Source organism: Enterococcus sp. DIV0724b, from assembly GCF_050531475.1.
Taxonomy (GTDB): Bacteria; Bacillota; Bacilli; order Lactobacillales; family Enterococcaceae; genus Enterococcus_L; species Enterococcus_L haemoperoxidus.
The window spans coordinates 588,472-608,926 of record NZ_CP172890.1 but is presented as its reverse complement, the minus strand read 5'-3'; the positions used below and the strand labels follow the sequence as shown (position 1 = coordinate 608,926).

General features: G+C 35.6%; 20 protein-coding genes. 5 read left to right on the top strand and 15 right to left on the bottom strand.

Annotation, left to right across the window (positions count from 1 at the left end; genetic code table 11):
* Positions 1–106: 106 nt before the first annotated feature.
* The 10 genes from IGJ02_RS02845 to IGJ02_RS02800 all read right to left on the bottom strand — a co-directional run bounded on the left by IGJ02_RS02845 (position 107) and on the right by IGJ02_RS02800 (position 12,494).
* A complete protein-coding gene (locus IGJ02_RS02845) occupies positions 107–643 on the bottom strand; it encodes an HdeD family acid-resistance protein (protein WP_010760298.1) in 537 nt (178 codons plus the stop codon).
* A 180-nt stretch (positions 644–823) separates the two neighbouring features.
* The gene (locus IGJ02_RS02840; protein ID WP_430603211.1) at positions 824–5,683 is read right to left on the bottom strand and encodes a MucBP domain-containing protein; all 4,860 of its coding nucleotides are present in this window, start codon (positions 5,681–5,683) and stop codon (positions 824–826) included.
* A 213-nt stretch (positions 5,684–5,896) separates the two neighbouring features.
* A complete protein-coding gene (locus tag IGJ02_RS02835; protein WP_430603209.1) occupies positions 5,897–6,949 on the bottom strand; it encodes a DUF916 and DUF3324 domain-containing protein in 1,053 nt (350 codons plus the stop codon).
* Between the two features lie 135 nt (positions 6,950–7,084).
* A complete protein-coding gene (locus tag IGJ02_RS02830; protein WP_016249904.1) occupies positions 7,085–7,807 on the bottom strand; it encodes a WxL domain-containing protein in 723 nt (240 codons plus the stop codon).
* Between the two features lie 90 nt (positions 7,808–7,897).
* Positions 7,898–8,122 carry a hypothetical protein gene (locus tag IGJ02_RS02825; protein ID WP_010761576.1) on the bottom strand — a complete coding sequence of 75 codons (225 nt, stop codon included), beginning with the start codon at positions 8,120–8,122 and terminating at the stop codon, positions 7,898–7,900.
* Between the two features lie 9 nt (positions 8,123–8,131).
* Positions 8,132–8,449, bottom strand: coding sequence for a hypothetical protein (locus tag IGJ02_RS02820; protein ID WP_430603208.1), 318 nt, complete (start codon positions 8,447–8,449; stop codon positions 8,132–8,134).
* Positions 8,450–8,451: 2 nt separating this feature from the next.
* On the bottom strand, positions 8,452–9,555 hold the full coding sequence (locus IGJ02_RS02815) for a DUF916 and DUF3324 domain-containing protein (protein ID WP_430603207.1): 1,104 nt from the start codon (positions 9,553–9,555) through the stop codon (positions 8,452–8,454).
* A gap of 34 nt (positions 9,556–9,589) precedes the next feature.
* On the bottom strand, positions 9,590–10,243 hold the full coding sequence (locus IGJ02_RS02810) for a hypothetical protein (protein WP_430603205.1): 654 nt from the start codon (positions 10,241–10,243) through the stop codon (positions 9,590–9,592).
* Between the two features lie 139 nt (positions 10,244–10,382).
* Positions 10,383–11,132, bottom strand: coding sequence for a winged helix-turn-helix domain-containing protein (locus tag IGJ02_RS02805; RefSeq protein WP_430603204.1), 750 nt, complete (start codon positions 11,130–11,132; stop codon positions 10,383–10,385).
* A gap of 270 nt (positions 11,133–11,402) precedes the next feature.
* A complete protein-coding gene (locus tag IGJ02_RS02800; protein WP_010761580.1) occupies positions 11,403–12,494 on the bottom strand; it encodes a tyrosine-type recombinase/integrase in 1,092 nt (363 codons plus the stop codon).
* Between the two features lie 1,615 nt (positions 12,495–14,109).
* Here IGJ02_RS02800 and IGJ02_RS02795 point away from each other — a divergent pair.
* The 3 genes from IGJ02_RS02795 (at position 14,110) to IGJ02_RS02785 (ending at position 15,085) form a co-directional block, all read left to right on the top strand.
* The gene (locus tag IGJ02_RS02795) at positions 14,110–14,382 is read left to right on the top strand and encodes a hypothetical protein (protein ID WP_430603203.1); all 273 of its coding nucleotides are present in this window, start codon (positions 14,110–14,112) and stop codon (positions 14,380–14,382) included.
* Between the two features lie 132 nt (positions 14,383–14,514).
* Positions 14,515–14,748: a type II toxin-antitoxin system PemI/MazE family antitoxin gene (mazE, locus tag IGJ02_RS02790; protein WP_111248475.1), complete on the top strand. Its 234-nt coding sequence runs from the start codon at positions 14,515–14,517 to the stop codon at positions 14,746–14,748.
* On the top strand, positions 14,732–15,085 hold the full coding sequence (locus tag IGJ02_RS02785) for a type II toxin-antitoxin system PemK/MazF family toxin (RefSeq protein WP_181429534.1): 354 nt from the start codon (positions 14,732–14,734) through the stop codon (positions 15,083–15,085). The genes mazE and IGJ02_RS02785 overlap by 17 nt, the downstream gene beginning before the upstream one ends.
* A gap of 54 nt (positions 15,086–15,139) precedes the next feature.
* Here IGJ02_RS02785 and IGJ02_RS02780 read toward each other — a convergent pair whose 3' ends face one another.
* From IGJ02_RS02780 to IGJ02_RS02760, 5 genes are all read right to left on the bottom strand, one after another.
* Positions 15,140–15,415: a type II toxin-antitoxin system RelE family toxin gene (locus tag IGJ02_RS02780; protein WP_430603201.1), complete on the bottom strand. Its 276-nt coding sequence runs from the start codon at positions 15,413–15,415 to the stop codon at positions 15,140–15,142.
* On the bottom strand, positions 15,412–15,633 hold the full coding sequence (gene relB / locus IGJ02_RS02775; protein WP_111248472.1) for a type II toxin-antitoxin system RelB family antitoxin: 222 nt from the start codon (positions 15,631–15,633) through the stop codon (positions 15,412–15,414). The genes IGJ02_RS02780 and relB overlap by 4 nt, the downstream gene beginning before the upstream one ends.
* A gap of 138 nt (positions 15,634–15,771) precedes the next feature.
* Positions 15,772–16,392, bottom strand: a complete 621-nt coding sequence (locus tag IGJ02_RS02770) for a type 1 glutamine amidotransferase family protein (protein WP_430603200.1) — start codon at positions 16,390–16,392, stop codon at positions 15,772–15,774.
* Positions 16,393–16,953: 561 nt separating this feature from the next.
* A complete protein-coding gene (locus IGJ02_RS02765; RefSeq protein WP_430603198.1) occupies positions 16,954–17,892 on the bottom strand; it encodes a helix-turn-helix transcriptional regulator in 939 nt (312 codons plus the stop codon).
* Between the two features lie 170 nt (positions 17,893–18,062).
* Entirely contained in the window at positions 18,063–18,719 is a 657-nt protein-coding gene (locus tag IGJ02_RS02760; RefSeq protein ID WP_430603197.1) for a Crp/Fnr family transcriptional regulator, read from the bottom strand.
* 252 nt (positions 18,720–18,971) lie between these two features.
* On the opposite strand from IGJ02_RS02760, the gene IGJ02_RS02755 reads away from it, so the two are divergent.
* Positions 18,972–20,180, top strand: coding sequence for an MFS transporter (locus IGJ02_RS02755; protein WP_430603196.1), 1,209 nt, complete (start codon positions 18,972–18,974; stop codon positions 20,178–20,180).
* 13 nt (positions 20,181–20,193) lie between these two features.
* Positions 20,194–20,376, top strand: a complete 183-nt coding sequence (locus tag IGJ02_RS02750) for a hypothetical protein (RefSeq protein ID WP_010761596.1) — start codon at positions 20,194–20,196, stop codon at positions 20,374–20,376.
* Positions 20,377–20,455 lie beyond the last annotated feature (79 nt).

Sequence of the window (20,455 nt, the reverse complement as noted above, 5' to 3'; positions counted from 1 at the left end):
GGACAAAACTAAAGATTAGTTTTGTTTCGCGCTCCAAATCCGAATAAACGGCGAGAAAAAAGCAACTCCTTCGAAAATAAGCTTTTATCTCGGCCTCTTTTAAAGATTACTTAATATTACGCAATTGGAAAAATGAAACAATTTCGCCAATTCCCATAAAAATCAGAATGCCGCCAAATAATTGGAAAAGTACGAGCAAACTGCTAAATGGATTAAACGTTAATACTAATCCGGCAATAATCAAAATCACACTATAAATCATCATCGGCATCCAGCTAACATTGACATATGTGCGTAAGTTGACTGATTGAATCGCACGAGTGACACCAACGATCACAATCACTAACCCAAGGAAAATCGGTAAAATACTTACGATTCCCTTTGCAAAAACCAGTACGATTCCTGCAAACACTAATAAAATGATCCCACCTAGAAAACTCATTCCATAGGTTCCCGTTGCTTTTTTTACTTTAAAACCGTCATAAAGATTTAATACACCCATAATTGCAATATAAGCAGATATAAAATAGACAGCCAATTGGAATACACTTCTTGGATTGATCAAAATCAACAACCCAAAAATCATATAAACAATTCCACGTAAAAGTGCATACTTCCTTAATTGCTCCATAACGTTATTCATTATTATCCCCTCCATTAATGCTTTACTTGTTTTCTATTATATTGTATAGAATTTCTTTGAATAAGACGAGTAATATGGATCAGTAATTGTTATTTTTATGAATTTAGCCAGATAATAAATCGATCAGAAAAAGTTCCACCCATAATTAAATCTTTTGGGCGGAACTTTTTCACATTTCTATTAAGGTGTTTGTTCAACTTGCCATAAAATCGTCGCTCGATAGCCACCTGCTTGCAACACTTCCCCAGAAGGAACTTCTAACAACAAGCCGGATTCGTTTTTATCCCACTCATTACTCACGTTATATTGCCCTTTGGTTTCATGTGTTCTTTTCGCTATTGGTTGTGTCGTATTCTCAGATAAGATGACTGTTTCTGTCTCACTTACCTTGTAACGAATAGCCGTAGGTAGAATTTTGCTCGGGTCTTCTTGGCTGGTCAATGGTTTCTTTAATGTTGCTGTTAAATTCCATGCACCGCCGTTTTTGCGATTATCCCAAACGATCAATGGTTTGTCGTATTTTGCTTTTTCGACTTTTATAAACGGAATCCCTAAAGTCTTACGCCCAAAATTCAAGAAAGTTGGGGAAGATTGTACAAACAGCATCCCTTTAAATTGGTATTGAACAGTACTTTCTTCACTTGTAACAGGAATCTTCGTTTCGTTGTCTGGCTTTTTCACTAATTGATAGTTCTCAGCCTGAATAGATTCAAGTACTTTTTGGACTTCTTTTTCTTCCGTCAAATCAATCGTTGTTCCGATTACTTTATCGAAAGTGATTTTATCATGTAAAGCAGCTCCTGTTTCATCAACAAACTCTACGTTCACTTTTTGATTACTTTGAATATCGATCGTGATTGTTTTCTTGACCGTTTCTGTTCCTCTGACCGCTTTTAATGTTGCTTTATAGCTTCCTTGTTCAGGATTTAGAGGAACTGTCGTTGACTCTACTGAAAGCGTGATATCTTTACTTGAACCTGTCGCAACGTCCCAAGCAATCGCTTCAGATTTTTTAAGAATCAGTTGATTGATTTCACTTTCAGTTAAATCTTGAAATGGTTCTGGTCTGCTGTTGAAATCGTTCGCTGCAATATAAAGCCCTCTAGATGGCGGTGTTTCATCGATCACTTGGACTGGCACTTTGATCAACGTCGTCTTATCTGGTTGATTTGCATCGGTCATTCGCACCATTACGCTGGTTAAACCTGTGATCGAAGTATCTGGCATATCACCTTCATATTCGTATGAAGCCGTATGCCCAGGTAAGATAACTGCATCCTGAATCACTTCAGAAGCTTTTTTATTAAAGGTCGTTCCTTTTTTGATGATTTGCGGAATTGGTTTTGCCCCAAGATTATAGACATTGATTTTCACCGCATAATCTTGTGAAGGCAATCCATTATAAGGTCCTTCTGACTCGTTAATAGCTAATAAAGAAGTGTCATAGTTTTTGATAGTTCCAGGTTCGTTGTTTAACTCTTCAGGTAATCCTGTCCTTGGAATCGTCAATGGACTATTAAATTCTTTTTGACTATTCGAGATAAAGGGCATTGTAACTTCAACACCTGTAGGATAAGTGACATAAACAGTCCCATGATCAGTTGCTGTAGGGATTTTGCTTAGTTTGTAACTCGTATTAAAATCATCTACATAATCTGGATAAATATTGAAGACTTCTGGATCAGCTTTTATTTGCATATAGGGAAGCTCATCACCAGCAAAAATCTCGTACCCTGTGTTTAATGCTTCATCTGGGGAAATATCTTTCCACGGTGCACCTAGTTGATAGGCTGAATCGACATTGGATGCGATGACTTGTCCGGCAGTGTAATTTTTGCTTTCAGAACCTGATCCCATAAAATCATTTCCAAAGTAATTGGTTCCCCCAGAAACTCCTGTTCCGCTGTATGAACCAGCTATATATTTAGTATAATCTGATAGCCAATTTCCTCGGGAATCTTTTAGTCGAATTGTAAATCTCTTTCCAGAAGAGGGCTGAATGTAAAAGCCGCTACTATTCCCTAATGCATAGATTGGAACTGAATCTGTATAATAATCCGTATCCACACTTTCTAACATCGAAAAATTCTTCGTTGTATTAGAAAGGTTGTACATGTCTAACTGGACAGTGAAATTTAAATTTCGATTCAAAGATAAATTATATACATACAGAATCTGATTTGGTTCATCTATTAGAATTTGCTTTAACTCATTTCCTTTTCGCAAAAAGTATTTAGAGGTCATTTTGGGAGCAACTCCATCATAGCCAAGTCCGCTTCCTCTAGCCCAAGCAGTCCCATAAATAGGGCTCTTATTCAGCCCAGGAATATCTGATACCCGACCTTCACCACCACTGTAAATATAGCCTCTTCCAGCACTATCTTTGATAATAAAACCTACTTCATTTTTCTGTGAAGTTACAGAAATCCCTCTTTCAGGAAAGCCCATTTTAGAACCATTTAATGGATTCGTAATAACACCATCAGTAGAATTTAAAGGAATGTTGTTCCACCCCTCGAGCGTACTATTTCCAAATACCTGGTCTGGAAGAACCAATACATTAAACGTATAGGTCAACAGTTGCTCACCTAACGTTATCGTAATGGTCACTTCTTTGGAGCCTCGACTGGAATTCACAATCATTGATTTGGTGATTCGTGCATCAAGATCTTGTCCTGTCATTAGATCCCAAGCTTTTGGGGCTAATTTCTTAGTAAGCAATTGAATAATTTGCGGAACAGTTTTCCCTTTAACTTCACTTACATTCAAAAACGGTAGGTAATTAAAACTCATTCCTGCTTTTGACTCTACAATAACTGTTTGATTATCTAGTGTCACTGTAATAGGGACCGGAATAATTGTTGAAACAGCGGTATCCTTCTTATCCGTCATTTTTATATAGCCCCAGTGAAATCCTGTTTTGCTCGTATCAAACTTATTGACTGGCTCAGTCGGATCACCTGCTGGATTCTTGACCCATTCGTAGGTGGAGCTGGCTGCTGCTGCGTCATTTAAAGACTGGTATTTTGAAAAAACATTAGCAGCATTCGTGCCCATCGCCATGTCTTTGTTTTGATCCACTTTAAAGTAATAAGGCGATTTTACATCTGCACCGAATATCGTGACATTTCTAGTTGTGGTCGCTGATGTACCATCCAGCTCTACTTTAATGGTTCCAGTATAAGAACCCACTGAATTATTGACCGCAGTCGTGTCAGTAAATGACACTGGGATTGCCGCTCCTGTACTCATATTCCAAGCACTCAAATGTGCGCGTGACTGAATCATCGCGATTAGTTCTTCTTTGCTTTTCCCTTTTGTTTCATTTGGGTAAAAAAGGACTTTTGCATCAGCTTTTACCATTACTTTGTTTGTTAAAAGGGCTGTAGTATCTGCGCTTGTCACGTTGATTGGAACTTTGATGATCGTCGACACATTTGCATCAGCTTTCTCGGTCATTTTTACATAAGCCCAGTGAAATCCAACGGTCGACGTATCGAATTTGTCTATTGCTTCACCATTTTCGTTAACAAATTGATACAGCGCATTTGTCGAAGTTGCACTATTAACTGTTTGAAATTTCGCAAATAGATTAGTTGGATTTGTACCTAAAGATAATGTAGCATTTTGAGCGATAGATACAAACGGTTGCGGATTAGCACCAAACACTGTAACATTTCGTGTTGTCGTGGCTGATGTACCATTTAGCTCTACTTTGATTGTCCCGGTATAAGATCCTACAGAATCATTAAGTGTCGTTGTATCTGTAAACGATACTGGTACTGCTGCACCTGTACTCATATTCCAGGCACTCAATTGTGCGCGTGACTGAATCATCGCAATTAGTTCTTCTTTGCTTTTCCCTTTTGTTTCATTTGGGTAAAAAAGGACTTTTGCATCGGCTTTTACCATTACTTTGTTTGTTAAAAGAGCTGTAGTATCTGCGCTTGTCACATTGATTGGAACTTTGATGATCGTCGACACATTTGCATTAGTTTTCTCTGTCATCTTTACATAAGCCCAGTGAAATCCAACTGTTGTAGTATCGAATTTTTCCAATGGTTCACCATTTATATCCACAAATTGATAAAGTGCATTCGTAGCTGATGTACTACTCACCGTTTGAAACTTTGTAAATAGATTGGTTGGATTGGTCCCCAAAGCAAGTGTTGTATTTTGTGCTACTGATACAAAAGCTTGCGGATCAGCACCAAACACTACCACATCTTTTTGAACTGACGCTTTTTGTTCACCTTCACCAGTTCCGACAGTAATTTCAAAATCTGCCTTATACGTTCCGATAGAAGTTGCTGAAATAGTTGTTTTTGTAACATCAGCAGGAACAGTACTGCCATCTTCCAATTTCCATGAACGTACATTAGATTTTGTTTTTACTAACTGCTGTAGCTGCTCTTCTGTCTTATTCGCAATTTCGTTTGGATACAAAATAATTTTACCATTCACGTTATCGACTTGAAGGGCAATTTGATTATCTAACAAAAGTGAAGTCCCTAAATCGGTAACCGTTACAGGTATAGGAACGCGAATACTCGTCAGATTATAATTTTCGGTAATCTCTACATAAATTGTCTGAAATCCTGCTAGCTCACTGCTAGGATTAGCAGGTGTGCCATCAGCATTCACATATTCATATAAAGCACCATATTCCGGGTGCGGAATAACTCTTTCTGAAAAAAGTTTTGCGAGACCTGCTTCACTATTAAGATCTGGGAAGACTTCGTTTTGCTTCATCGTTAACACTTTAGGTGTAGCTTTCAGTCCTTCTTCATTTTCAACTGGATCTAGCGCTCTCACTGTATAACTTTGTGTTGCCTTTTCGTTTGCTGCTTTTAAAGTACTTGCATCAGACTCTTTATTGATTGTCTGTTTTGTCTGTTTTTTTACGCTCGTTTCAGGTTTAGCTAATATAGGATTCGTTGCGGTGAACAAAACGGTGACAGAAAAAATGCTAAATACAGTTAGTCCGATGAGTGTCCAACGTAGTTTATTTTTAGTAGGATTCTTTTTTTCATTTTCCATTTTCTTCTCCTTTCTTTATTATTTTTGATCGTCTATCAGATACACTCTTATCGCAACACCTCCTTTGTATCGCTATCACCTATTTAGTTCAACCACTCGAACCAGATTATTGATTGGGGTATTAGAAGCGATGCCGAAGAAGAGTGTTCGTGTTGATTTACTACTGTCTATTTTAAGTTGTTCCATTTTCATGATTTTATTTCTGAAAAACGACTACTTATTCGTTTCATTTTTACTTCGTTTACGTTTTATCGTTTTATAACTCAAAATAAAGACAAATGCACCCACACATAAAATCAAAAAACACACTAGAAAAATCAGTTTATTGCCGGTTTTATTTTCGACTAATTGCCTATTGAGACCATTCGCTTCTAACGCGTTGACCTTAAAATCTTCTGTCCAAGACCATTTACCACCATTTTTTGATGTGACATTGATTTGAGCTGAATAATCTCCTGCAGTTATGCCTTTATCCGCTAAATCAACAGGAAGATCGATCATCGAATTTGGTGCCATTCTCATTCCTTTTTTTTGATACTCAAATAACACCTTTTGTTTATTGGCTTTTCTTACTTGAATGGCTACCTCCATGCCTTCAACATAAACAGGACGGACATTGGAAATGTTGACAAAAAAATGGCTTTTACTCTCTTTAAATGCTATGTATGTTTTATTTAGTTTTAGCTCTGGTTCTATGGGATCAGTATCACCAACTCTTACTAACATCCCAACTAAAAAAGCAAATTCGTTTACTACGACATCTTTTTTACTTTGATCCTTCGTTTTACTATCTACCACCGGCTGCAATTGAATCCCACCTGCTATCAAACCTACGGACGTCTCTTTAGGTAAAGAAATCATTAAGTCGACCTGCGTACTACCTTTAGAAGGGATCGCTACTTTTTTGGGTCCCTTGACGATGTTGATAAAATCATTTGTCAAAGATGAGTCTTCTTTTAAATCGTTTGGTCCATATTCAACCTTACCGATGCTATTGGTTTTTGCAGTATTTAACCGAACTTCTACTGTTAACTCTTTCGGTAATGAATTGTATAATTTTAGGGATACTTTTTGTTCTTGTCCTGGCTTCATTTGGAGATCAAAATAACCTAGGTTCTTGTTTTTTTGGTTTTCTGGATATAAAACTTCATACGACAATCCACCAATCAAATTCTCCACATCTTGTTTAGCAAAACCTTTACTGGGATCAAAGAATAATGCAAGGTAAAACAGGACTAGTAATACGCAGGTAAGATGTTTTTTCATCTACGGATCCCTCTCTCTTTGTAAAAATAAAAATTTGTTTTTAAGTAGTATCTATTAATTCTGTGAACAACTTATAACAATAACTGTCAACCAACCTATTTACTTATTTATAGAAACACATGACCAAGCTATTTCTTAGTATGTGTTGTCAAGACTCCAGTTCACGCTACCTTTAAATGCTTTACCAGCAGCGCCAGTACCTGTAGTTACAGTTAATTTAGTATCAGTTAGTTTTGTAGCAAATCCGCCTTTAACAGCATCTGCTTGTGTTTTAGCAATGATGTTTGTTGCAGTTGTATTGCCAGCTTCCAATGTTACGTTTTTACCTACAACGATATTGTTAGGATCAGCAAGAGTACCTAAGTTTCCTTCAATCGGATTTGGCAAGAAGTCATTTGTATCTGGATCAACTTCACCAATATCATAAGATTGTGGATCGCCTAAAGTAAACGTTAATTTTGATGGCAATTCTGTAGCTGAGCTATCTTTAGAGACTAATTTAGACAATGTCGCGCTAACTTTCCAAGCAGACGTTGTTACAGCTCTTGTTCCTTCGCCGCCAGTTTCAGTACCTTGTCTGTCATCATTTACGACAACATATTGATCTCCGGCTACAGTATTGCTATATGTAGCAATATTCGCTGTTGCTGCTTGACGACCAAAATCAAATTTAGATGGTGTCCATACCAATGCTAAGTTATCTTTAAATGGTCCAGGTCCAGGTTTTACTGGTCCGTCAGTATCAAAACGAATCCCCAAATCTGTTTGCTCACTGCCAACTTCTTCTGCATTCGCAGGTTTTGCAAAAATCAGCAATGCTGATGAAGCAAGTAATGTTGTAAATAGTATTTTTTTCAAAATTTAATCACCCTTCTTATTTAGCGTAAATAAAATTGGCGACAGTTACTGTTGTAAATTGTTCACAGAATAATGCTTGTTCTTTCTGATCTAGCCAATCAATCTGATTTGGTCTTTTAGTAACACAAATAAATAAATAATCAGCGTTAAACTTGTGATCGACACTGCTAATAGAGTGAAATTGACTGCTAGATCAAGCTTCTTTTTCTTTAGTTTTCTTGCTAAAAATACATCTCTGGAAAGTGTTACCAGAAAAAAAATCAACGACACAGAGGCAATGCCTCCCAATATATAAATCCACAAATAATCTTTCATCTTACACTCCTATACATGTATGCTATATACCTTACGTAAACTGATAACACCTAGAAATACGATCAAACAAGTGACACCCAACAATAATAAAATGAACGATGTCATCATTTGTCCTAAATGCGGCAGTGCACCATCTGTTGCTGGATAGACTGGTGGTTTCGTTTCATAAATAGGTGGTTTGGGTTTATCTGGTTCAACAGACTGGTTGAAGGATATGCCAGTTTCTGTCTTTTCTTGCTCGGCAAACGCATGTGGTGCTTGACTGAACAAGAGTCCAAATACACAAATCACAATAAATAGCGGCCAAATAAAGTAAGTTTTTTTCATCCTTATTCACCATCTTTTCTATTGATTTTTTTTCGTTTTTTCTTTTGATTCCCTTGTTTTTTACGTTTCGCGATTCTGATTTTTTTCCATTGTTTCTCCCATTTTTTTCTTCTAAAAAGAGTTAATGACATAATCAAAACGGTAAGCACTAATAAGCAAATCGCGCTACCTTTGATCCATGTTGGCGTAATGATCTTAAACGCACTTTCTTCATTCATTTTTTTGGCTTGTTGGTTGGTGATCGTGAATTCTTTACTAAGTTGCCATTCTTGATAGTCATTTGATGCATCCAATTTCAAGGTATAAGTACCTGACGGCAGATTCGCAATCCCCCAATCCATTTCAAAATCAAATGAACTGTTTGGTGCCATACTATAGTTTTCTACAGATTTTCTTTTAACGACTTCATCCGTTCCTTTTTTAGTCATCGTACCGACGATACTTAGATTCTCTAAGACTTTAGGTTCAGGATTTTGTAAGTTCGCTAAAACCATTTTTTTCCCGCGTTTGATTGAGGCCTTTACTGAATTTAAATTCAGCGTTTGCGCATTATTGAATTCATCTCCTGATTGGGAAGTGATCAACCCTACTCGATATGAAAATTCTGTTGAAACACCACTTTTTGCTTTTTCGCCTTGATCTAACGCAAAGACGATTGCACCCATTTTCACACCATCATACTTTTCTTTTGACGGTGTAAGTTGAAATTTCACCGTTTTCTCTTCATAATTACCAACTGTAATTTCTGGAGTTGGAATTTGGAGCATCGACGTTACTGGCTCTTTTAATGTCGAATCGTAATATGTTTTATCATCGCTATATTCGATCGTTCCGCCGTCACCTGTGATCGCATTAGTTCCAGATATCTTAATTCGCACATTCTCTTTTTTGGTACTTTTGATTCTTACCTCTAACGTTTGTGCTTCTCCAGGTGTGGTTTTCACATAAAAATAACTTTTATTTGGATCTATTTGCGTGTTCGACTGTACTAGGGTTACTGTATAGCCTAAATTATTATCATCCTCTGCAGCCATCACTTGATCTGCAAAAAAAAATGATAAAAAGACACAGATAAATGATAGATATATCGCATTAATCTTTCTCATGAAAAAGGGTTCTCCTAACTACTAATATTTGTTCTTATTTAATCGACTGAACGATGATCTCTACATGCCATTCATTACTTGCATCACATTCTATATATTCCACTAAGTTATATCCTTTCTTAGTAAAATAGTCTGTCCAATGAGCTAAAAACTCTTTTGAGTATTTTTCAGCCGCTTCTTTCGTTTGAAAAGGGCCTTCTACTTTAACTGTTTCATTTTCTTCATATCGGTCATCTTTTTCTTCATATAAATACTTCGTAATAACGTATATGATATAAACAATCGTCATTGATACAATAAATAGTAGCAAGAATAAGGGCCAGATAATCGTCGTCATTAGTGCGATAACATTAACGACCAGAAGCACCAGAAATGCGATCATTGAATAATTCATTTCTTTTTGCTTGGTTACTTCTTGCTTGTTTTTAATATAAAATATCAAGATCAGGAAGAGATTTAGAGTCATTAGTAAAAAGGCAACAAACAAATACTTTAGTAGATCTTCTAAGTAGTAATTCACCACGAACAATAGCTGAATAATCAACTTGGCATTTTTATCTACATAAAATATGGCTTCCTCATAAAACCTTGAAAAGAATACAAAGTTAGTGATCCACCCAATTAAAAGTAAAATTTCACCAAGATAATAATATCGATATTTTTGATAATAATTCTTTTTATCTTTCACACATTTAGCCTTCCATTTCTTTACATAATTGCTTAGGTTCCTCAAATTATTTTCTCTCTTACCTGAATCAAGTTAACTGGTACGACAATCAATTTAAGGATCGTTGTTCTTGCTAATCGTTGCTTATAAAAAAACTAGATTATTGTAAAACTTTTTCACTTGTATTTTTGAAAGAAAATCGTTCGTTTTTTGAATAAGTAAGAAGATAGCCCTTTGTTCGAATGATTTCAATTTCAAAATACGTTTGTTCTTTTAGTTTATTTCTGATATGAAAAATGAAATTTGCTACTCTGTATTTTTCTAGCGCTTCTCCTGTTGTCGCACCATAGATTACTTCGTTGATTTCATCGTAGGTAACAACATTGCCTAAATTTTCATATAACAGCTCAATAATTTTGAATTCTTTTCGGGTTAATGCTATTATTTTGTCATGAACTACCAGACTCAGCTTTGATGGATCTAGGAAATGATCGTCAGATGCTTTTTTTGGTCTCCCTCTGTTTAGTAACTGGTTTTTATAATTGAGTGCATTTTTTATTACGGTCCCAAGCATCTCAAATCCTTGATCTGATGAAATAATTTCTATTACAGAATTTTTACTCAAGTGAGGATACAATTTTGTCAATTCTGAGTCAGAATCTCCATTTAGAATCCAAATAAACAAGGGATGATCTTCTTGTAAGTCAATCAACCATTGCATCGCCTTAACATAGTCTGATGATTTCTCCAAATTAATGACTAAACCATCTAATAAACCAATTTGTTTTTTTTCTGTAATTTCAATTAGTGAATAACTTTGTTCATTGAGGGCCCTGTTTATCAATAAACCTATGTTATCGCTCTGTTCAGAATCATCTCTGATATGTAATATGCCAATTGTATTTTCCATTTGGCTTCCCTCCTCTTCAATTTTTTCTACTATTTTTTCTTGTTTTATTAACAAACAGGAAAAATCACTATGAACCTATAAATATCAACAGTTTCAGGGACTTTTGACGGCAAATTTGACGGCTTAAGTCGTAGTATGAAACAAACAGATCAGAACGATTTAGATCAGATAAAATCAATTAAACTAATTTTTCGAAAAAGGTTCGTTAATTGAAAGCGAAAAAAAGACTATCTACTTCCCAAACGTGATAATTTTTGAAAAGTAGATAGACTAACTGATTAAATTAATAGCTTTTCTTTTTTCTGACATAAAAGAATTTACATAAACATCTAGCGTCATTTTCGTAGAATGATGACCCAACAAAGCGCTGATTGTCGCTATATTAACCCCTTTTTCTAGACAACGAGTAGCGAAGCTGTGTCTAAGTTGATGAAAACGAATATTTGCAAAATGAAAACTTTGACAGATTTTTTTTAGCCAGTTTGAAATTAGACGCGGTTCTGCTGGCTTGTTCCCTCCTAATACGAAATCTCCATTACTTTTTTGTTTTTGTTTGCTCAAAAGTTGATTTACATTCTCAGAAAACGGGATAGTCCGCTTGGAGGTAATGCTTTTAGGTGTTCCTTCAATAATTTGTGTTTTTCTGTTTAAGCCATTAACCACTTGTATTCGTTGAATTGTGCGTTGAACTGTAAGTATACTTTCTGAAAAATCAATGTCTTCCCACTTTAATCCAGCAATCTCTCCGATTCTCATCCCAGTTTCTAACGCTAATATAATCGCAAGCCCCTTAGGGTGTGCGGCAGCTTTTTCTTTTAGTTTTGTTTGATCCTCCGATGTAATTGCATGTATATTATTTGGAGTTTTTTTCGGTAAAACGACATATTTACAAGGATTGTCTACAATTAATTCCCTTTTTACTGCAGCTGTGCAGCACGACATCAATACTTGATAGACGATTCGAACAGAATTAGGAGACAAGTGCTCCTCTATTTTTTTAATCCAGTCATTTAAATTGACCGTTGTGATGGATTGTAGAGGGATGTCTCCTAAAAAAGGCAGGATGTGTTTTATCATTTTATTTGTGTAACTAACATAGGTGCTGGGTTTCAACTGATCTTGTATTTCTGTTAACCAACAAGTTGCCCAATCATTGAGCGTGCCTTGATAAGCAATTGTTTTAAAAGTATAATTATGTGAATAGAGTGCTTTCATTGTTAACAGTCTTTCTTTTAAGTCCATATATGTTTTATTATATACATATCCGTATATAGCACTTCCATCACTTTTTCTTCCTTTTATGTATCTTCCTTCCCAACGACCATCTTTTCGTTTATAGATATTTTCACCTTTTCTTACCATAAATCATTTCCCCCTTAACTTTATTTTGACGGCGATTTGACGGCGAATAAAATTATTGTATAAAAGCCATTAAACAATAAGATATAAAAGCAAACACAATGATTAAAATACAAAAAAATACATAAAACAGTGTTGACAAACTGAACAAAACATTATATTATCAGCTGAGAGACCTGAAAATAACATTATTCTTTCAGTTTTCTTGTTTGTTAATATAACAAGAATAAATTATTTAAAATAACATATATAAAACAATTTTTTCTGCAAAAAAATAATCTTTTCAGATTCATTTTGCTACGCAATTTTCTGTATTATTTGAATTATCCATAGGCATCATTGGGGATTTTTACTTTCTAGGTCTTTTTTTAATGCTTATGTATGTTTCAGTTAAGTGAATAGAGTGACCAAATAGTAGTAGGAAAACGAATGACAGCATGTCACTCTATTATACCTTTTATAAATATAACTTCTAGTTCCATTTTTTGTTGACTTTGTGATAGTTAAATATTGGATGTTTAGAGGTTTTTAATGGATAAAAAAGAAGAAAACCAGGCTAAAATGCTTGGCTTTCTTCTTTTAGTTATTTTATTTTGATGTAATCAACTGATTTTTAGTACTTGATGAGCTATCCTAAGATAACTATAAACGTTGTAATCGAATTTCGCTCTGAACAGAGCTAGACAAAATAAAACAAGAGCCTACCTCATCCGCAAAATATTTCAATCCACTAGCTCTAAACAGAGCTAGACCCAATGATCGTTGTAAATAACAGAAGAATGGTCATGCACCTCCTTTCTGCGATACGTATCGCCATCGCAAAAGAGAAAGCGACCATTTTCAGCTTATCAAACTTTTTATCCCTCGCTACTTTTTCCTTATAAATAATTCTGATTTTGTCAAACTTGTCCTATTTTTTGGACTCATTTGATTATATACTCTATTTTACGCTCTGCAGAAATAGTCAGCCAACTCAAAAAAAGTTTTGTTATTTTTTCTTATATATAAGGGACATGTTTTTCGTGTTATTTAATCCCTTCCCCCAAAAAAATTCGTTGTGAACAAGCCACTCTTTCTGTATAATAAAACGCATAGGATAGAAATAACTAACATTAAAAATAAATAAATTGGCTCTTCGTGGTCTGGCGCCAACCAAACCAGAAGCCTTGTTTAAACAGCAATCCCTGTAAAACAACTTTGCCAATAGCGTAAGGATCGATCTATTTTTGTTGTACACTTCTATAGTGACGACACATTTTATAGTTTCTTTATCTTGCCTATTTGTAGACGATTACAGGTCACCTGTGGATCGTCTTTTTTTGTTTCTATCCTATAAATTTTGAGAAAAAGAAAAATAGGCACTTCATTGTTCGGCGCCAACCGTTCAATGAAGCCCTGAATAGAAAGCAATCCCTCTCTATCCAAGTTGCCCATTTACCAGTACCGTAGCACTAGCTTCTTTATTGTACCTAATTCTTTTAAGAATTTCTAGACACTTTTTGAATTTTTCTCTGGTTATACAAAGAAGTCCCTACATACTGGCCTAATTCAACGATAGAGACAGACAGCTTTCATTTTTTCTTTTGTTCTACATACCAATAAGAAAAGGAGAACTATCATGAAAAATTCCGTCATCTGCATTAAAACTGTCCCGTATCAAGAGATTCTAAATCTTCGAGATTCACTGGAACGCTTAGAATCTTGGAAACAACCATTGGAAGTTCTTGAAAAGTATTTTACCAATCCAACGACACCAATCAACAAAAAAAAGGTCGTTAAACAGTATTACGCTAGTGCAAAATTGTTCGAGACGTTTAATAAAGAGTTTGAATCTCTGATAGCTGAGTCACAAAAACAATTGGCTATTATTACACAAAACCAAAATAGTTGATTAAAAAAAAAGGAATGTTTCTTTGCGTACTTAGATAGTGTAAGGGATAAATTGATAGGCTAAAAATTTAATACAACATCCATGTAATTACTTGTAATTACATGGTATAATTGTAAAAAAGGAGGTCATCTCATGGATACCGTAAAAGCAAGAAAACAAGGCAATGCAATTATGGTTACCTTATCAAGTAAGTTAGCTGTAAAAGAAGGTCAGGAATTTTTTTACTACAAAGATAATGAAGGAATTATTTCTCTCATTCCAAAAGTTGATGATTACTTTGCTAATGCTAAACTAGGTCAATTTACAGATAGTGATGACCATTTAGCAACTGATTTTACACCTAGAGGAAATGAACTCGATGATTAAACAAAGAGACATTGTAACCATTGATTTTGAGCCTTCAAAGGGCAGTGAAATAAAAAAAAGACGTCCCGCTTTAGTCATGAGTCGTGATGAATACAACCTTTCTTCAAATTTAATTATTGTCTGCCCAATCACTTCAACTAAGTCGAAACAACCTTACTTTGTTTCAATAAATAATGAGGTTTTTGAGAAAGAAAGCAAAGTAAATACAAAACAAGTTTATTCACTGGATTTTACAGAAAAAGGTGGACGTAATGTTCAAGTGATTGGTCATCTACAAACAAAAGAATTTTTAAATATTGCCCAGCATTTCCTACTAAACTTCAATTTCCCTTTTTAAAACAAATGAAAGGCTTAGAAGCGAATAGTCACTTGCTAAGCCTTTTTCTACTATTCATTTATAAACATCTTTCCTGTGTCCTATTGTCACAACAAGAATCGTTATTGTCTCATCGTCTATATCCGCAATAATACGATAGTCTCCAACTCTATAACGCCACTGTCCATCTTTGTTACCAACTAATCCCTTACCTATCATTCTAGGATTCTCAATACCTTCTAGATATTTATCAATCCATGAGAGAATTAGCTTTGCTTGGAATCGGTCCATCTTTTTTAATACTTTTTGCGCTTCCTTTTCATACCGAACAACATACTTTTTCACCGTCATAAACCAAGTTCCCTCATCATTTCCGCATGAGAAATACTTTCGTCTTTCGTTTGATGTTCTTTCATCAGTTTATTATAAGTTTCTAAATCAATTTGATCTTCTAAACTTTCCAAAATTTTAGTTCTAGCAAGCTCAGATAAAGATAATCCATTAAAATCAGCCATTTTTTGCATGAATTCTTTTTCATCATCAGATAATCTAAATGTCACAGTGCTCATTTCATTACCTCCTTTTGTACACGTTTGTCTTACTGATTATTGTAACACAAAAGTGTACACATTCAAAGGGATCGTCCTCCCATTTCGGACTCTTTATACCAGACACTCTAATCCTCAACCACAAACTCAAAGGTCCTTTTAATCAGTAGGGTCAGCACCAGCAGTTCTTAGTTCTTGTTTGATCGCTTCATAGTAACCTAACTTGTAAAAGTTATACCATTGTTCCACTTCTTTTTCAGGCATTACTTGAAGTGCCAACAAAATTTCTTTCGCAAACTCTAAATACCCAGTCCCATTGGCTGTAATCAGGTTGTTTGCTCTTATTGCTTGAACTTCTAAATAGTGATTCCCACCAGTATAACGCGCGCCAGCGTAATCTTGTAAGTCTTGTAATTGGTTACTTGTATGCTTGTGATCATTTAGTAACCCTAGACTTCCCAGATAGACAGTCGCATCACAAATCGCTGCAATCACAGCACCTTGTTGTTCCGCTTTGGCTACTAAAGCATCGACTTCTTTGGCTTTATCCGTTCGCCAAGACGTTCCACCAATTAAAATCAACGCAATAAACTCTTTTTGACACGCTTCGGCAAGCGTATAATCTGGTAATGTCGAAAAACCGCCCATTGAATGAATCGCTTGTTTTTCATTTGAAACAGTTTTAACCGTGAACCCCTCTTGCTGATTCAAGACTGCTGCGATTGATGCTGCTTCCCAATCTGCATATTCTTCTAATAATACAAAAAACACTTCTGTCATGATTTATTCCTCCTTATATACAGGTAACAACGTTCCGCTATGCTACACCTTGTACTTTTCAACATCAGTTCGTTTTATTCACTGTGTTTCAAAGCAAAAGCGAAGCGGGCTCGTTTAACTCTGACAGGAAAATAGGAAAATCTAACTGAGGTACTTTTTGCCTCATTTAGATTTTATCTTTTTCCCGAAGAGTTAGCCCGCGTAGCTAGATAACATACGGTAACAACGTTCCGCTATACTACACCTTGTACTTTTCAACATCTTAATAACAGGAGGAAGCAACGTTCCTTTCAGTCACCTTGTACCAATCAATATCAACTCATAACTTCGTTGTATTTCTTGGCATGTTTCAAAGCAAAAGCGAAGCGGGCTCGTTCAGCTCCGACTGGAAAATAGGAAAAATCGATTGTGGTGCTCTTTACCACAAACTATTTTTATCTTTTTCCTGAGGAGCTAGCCCGCATAGCTAGATAACGGTAACAACTTCCCCATTTGATGGAAAAAGGATAAGCTAGATACCTGTTGGAATTCATCATACAACAGAAGTGTGACAACTGATTGTCAGCTTTTGTAAAGAAAATACATTTCTTCGATTTTCGCTTTGACTGCATCAACTATGCTCGGCGGTTCAATAACTCGCACTTTATCTTGTAAACGTAAAATAAAGTCTACCGATTTTTTATGATTTATTAGTGGAAATACAATCGTTCCAGTAGTTAAATCTTTTTCATGTTCCTGAAAAAATTCTGCCCCTAGTTTATCAATCAAATATAATTTATCTTTTTGCTCATAAGTTAAGACGATTTGCTGAACGTCTGGCGATACCATCGCTTCTAAATAATCAATTTCAGACTCTCTGGTTAGCTCCACAGGGTCTAGCGGTCTAAGTTCAAATCGCTCCTCTAACAGTGTGTATGTTTGAATCCTTGTCAGTTTAAATAAGCGAAACGCCTTTCTTTTTAAACAAAAACCATACAGATACCAATGTGAAGCTTTAAAAATAAGCTTGTATGGTTCTATTTCCCGTTCAGAATAGCCTTTCTTGGAATGGTATTGAATCACAATGATTTGCTGCGTTGCTATCGCTTGTCGTAAATCATCCAATTTATTGTTTCCTTCATTTGGTTTATACCAGGAAGATAAATCGATCAGCAAATCACTTTGCGGCTGTTGTACCTTCGTATTCGGGGCAATTTTTGCCAGTAAAGGACTAATTTCAGAGGATGTTGAAATACTTTGAATCGCTGAGAGTCCTGTCATAATCGTCGAAATATCCTCAGTTGAGAAGACATGTTTACTTACTTTGTAACCATCGACGATACCGTAACCACCATGAATCCCTGAATAAGAAATAATCGGAATCCCCGCTAAATTCAAGGTTTCAATATCACGATAAATGGTTCGTTTAGATACTTCCAGCCGTTCTGACAACCCTTTGGCGGTCATTCGGTCATTTTCCGTCAATAAATTTACCAAGCTGAGCAAGCGATCGATTTTCATAATTTCTCCTTTTCACTGTATCTATACAGATAAAAAAGGAATCCATTTGCTAAATGCTCATCGATTCCTTCTTTCTTGATTTTTATATTATCATTATACTTCGTAACTGGTTATCACACAATTTAATCCAGTAAGCAAACAGTCCAAAATCAGAATTTCTCTACGTGGCTCTACAAAATAATATTATCCTTCAAAATCTCCAGATCTGTAATGACAATCTTCCGTTCCTGAATCTTGATCGCTCCTAGATCCTTCAACTGCTGCATCATTCTATTGACGCTACTAGCAGAAGTGATGCCACAAAAATGAGCAATCTCTTCATTTGTCACCACAAAATCAATCAATAATCCGTCATCTATTTGCACACCAAACGTATCATATAACTCATAAATCTGAGTACAAACTGCGCCAAATTTTCCATTCATCAACATCTGCTGCATCTTTTTCATTGAATACATCAAACGCACACGATAATAATCTTTCACATACATCTGCAGTTCTTTGCTTTGATTGATATCCTTCCAAAACTGAACACGATCGATCTGATACAACTCTGCCTGCTCTGACTCGATTCGAATGTTAAACGGCGCATCGATAAACTGGGAATATTCATCCCTTAAAAGCGAAACGATTTCCAAGCTATTGATATATCTAAGATTGAATTCTCGTCCATCTGGCGAAATAACGCTGGTTTTGATAATACCGCTTTTTAAAATATAGGCATAGCGATCTTGTAACCCTTCATAAGTAAGGTACGTTCTCTTTTTCTTCACTACGATTGGAAACGAATGATCGTCTAAGTATTCTTGTAACACGTGGCTGTCCATTTAGTAACTCCTCACCATTTATATGAAAATTTCCTGTAAAAGCTATTCTTATTTAAGATGATAACACATCGAATAGCAACAACAAATGTATATGACTTTTGTTGTGCTTTTTTGTTACTAACTTTTTTTAAAAACAAATCCGCATTTTTTTTACTAACTTTTTTCGTATAGTATCTATACAACTAGCTTTCAGAAAAGAATTGTAATTTGCAATTTAAGCTTATCCTAACAAGAAAGAAGGAACGTGCAACAATGACGGAACATTCAGAAGAAAAATTATTCAATAAAGGGTTTATCAGCATTACGTTGATCAATTTTGTGGTCTATCTCGTTTATTACTTATTGATGGTAATCATCGCAGTGATTGCGCAAGATACCCTTCATGCTTCACTAGGTCAAGCCGGTCTGGCCTCTGGGATTTATATTATTGGTACTTTATTTGCTCGGCTATTTATGGGAAAAATGTTGGAGTTACTTGGTAGAAAAGCGGTCTTGCGATATGGCGCTTTATTTTATCTCATCACAACGATTGCTTATCTCTATATTCCAAGTATCGGAATTCTTTATTTTGTTCGTTTACTCAATGGCTTTGGTTATGGAACGGTGTCGACTGCGACAAATGCGATCGTGACGGCCTATATTCCTAAATCAAAACATGGTGAAGGAATCAATTATTATGGGCTAAGCACTAGTTTAGCTGCAGCGATTGGTCCATTTATTGGGATGATTTTGTTAAATACAACGAGTTTTTATTTTATTATTTCGTTTTCGATCGTGCTGATTTTCCTGACAACGATTGCTTGTTTTATCTTCCCTGTAAAAAATATTCAATTAAGTGTAGCTCATAAAGCCAGTTTGTCACGTTGGACATTTGATAGTTTTATTGAAAAAAAAGTGCTATTTATTTCGTTTATTGCCTTTTTGATGGGACTTTCTTATTCAAGCGTCCTTTCATTTCTTTCCTCTTATGCCAAAGTGATCGATCTGGTCGGTGCTAGTTCCTTTTTCTTTGTAGTCTATGCGCTGGTGATCACAGCGACTCGTCCAATGTCTGGCAGAATCTTTGATGCTCGTGGCGAAAATGCGGTGATGTATCCTAGTTTTGTCTTTCTAACGGCAGGATTACTCTTATTGAGTGTGACCACAAGTGGTTGGATGTTGCTTGTTTCAGGTGGATTGATTGGTTTAGGTTATGGTACGTTTATGTCTAATGGTCAAGCAATTTGTTTAAAAGCCAGTCCCAGCAGTCACCGAATCGGTATTGCCTTGTCCACTTACTTCATTGGTTTAGATCTTGGTTTGGGTGTAGGACCTTATATTTTAGGAGAGTTGCGAAGTGTCCTTTCATTCCAAGGTTTATACTTCGTTGCAGGTTTGATTCCAGTGATTTGTATAATTCTATATGCCTTGTTTTACAAATCAAAAGCACCTATTTATGTAAATAAATTGAACGAACAATAAAAGGAGACTTATGATGAACACAGATGAACGTATGCTTGAAGTTTTACAACAAACGTTAACTAGAATTGAAGAATTAAACGCTCGCTTAGGTCATATCGAAAAAGATCTCACTTCGATCGACAAGTATCAAACCAATATGGATCACTATGCAAGAGCTATTGAAGCCGCCACAGAAAATAATAATATCATGGGGTAAATCGACACAGATAAAAGGAGCTTAGGAGACTGAGCTCTTTTTTCATTGGTTTTTCATTTTTCTATTTTTTTTATTTAAT

Coding starts and splice junctions, on each gene's coding strand:
- IGJ02_RS02845 (WP_010760298.1), bottom strand. CDS start 643: ATGAATAACGTTATGGAGCAATTAAGGAAGTATGCACTTTTACGTGGA.
- IGJ02_RS02840 (WP_430603211.1), bottom strand. CDS start 5,683: ATGGAAAATGAAAAAAAGAATCCTACTAAAAATAAACTACGTTGGACA.
- IGJ02_RS02835 (WP_430603209.1), bottom strand. CDS start 6,949: ATGAAAAAACATCTTACCTGCGTATTACTAGTCCTGTTTTACCTTGCA.
- IGJ02_RS02825 (WP_010761576.1), bottom strand. CDS start 8,122: ATGAAAGATTATTTGTGGATTTATATATTGGGAGGCATTGCCTCTGTG.
- IGJ02_RS02820 (WP_430603208.1), bottom strand. CDS start 8,449: ATGAAAAAAACTTACTTTATTTGGCCGCTATTTATTGTGATTTGTGTA.
- IGJ02_RS02815 (WP_430603207.1), bottom strand. CDS start 9,555: ATGAGAAAGATTAATGCGATATATCTATCATTTATCTGTGTCTTTTTA.
- IGJ02_RS02805 (WP_430603204.1), bottom strand. CDS start 11,132: ATGGAAAATACAATTGGCATATTACATATCAGAGATGATTCTGAACAG.
- IGJ02_RS02800 (WP_010761580.1), bottom strand. CDS start 12,494: ATGGTAAGAAAAGGTGAAAATATCTATAAACGAAAAGATGGTCGTTGG.
- IGJ02_RS02795 (WP_430603203.1), top strand. CDS start 14,110: ATGAAAAATTCCGTCATCTGCATTAAAACTGTCCCGTATCAAGAGATT.
- mazE (WP_111248475.1), top strand. CDS start 14,515: ATGGATACCGTAAAAGCAAGAAAACAAGGCAATGCAATTATGGTTACC.
- IGJ02_RS02785 (WP_181429534.1), top strand. CDS start 14,732: ATGAACTCGATGATTAAACAAAGAGACATTGTAACCATTGATTTTGAG.
- IGJ02_RS02780 (WP_430603201.1), bottom strand. CDS start 15,415: ATGACGGTGAAAAAGTATGTTGTTCGGTATGAAAAGGAAGCGCAAAAA.
- relB (WP_111248472.1), bottom strand. CDS start 15,633: ATGAGCACTGTGACATTTAGATTATCTGATGATGAAAAAGAATTCATG.
- IGJ02_RS02770 (WP_430603200.1), bottom strand. CDS start 16,392: ATGACAGAAGTGTTTTTTGTATTATTAGAAGAATATGCAGATTGGGAA.
- IGJ02_RS02765 (WP_430603198.1), bottom strand. CDS start 17,892: ATGAAAATCGATCGCTTGCTCAGCTTGGTAAATTTATTGACGGAAAAT.
- IGJ02_RS02760 (WP_430603197.1), bottom strand. CDS start 18,719: ATGGACAGCCACGTGTTACAAGAATACTTAGACGATCATTCGTTTCCA.
- IGJ02_RS02755 (WP_430603196.1), top strand. CDS start 18,972: ATGACGGAACATTCAGAAGAAAAATTATTCAATAAAGGGTTTATCAGC.
- IGJ02_RS02750 (WP_010761596.1), top strand. CDS start 20,194: ATGAACACAGATGAACGTATGCTTGAAGTTTTACAACAAACGTTAACT.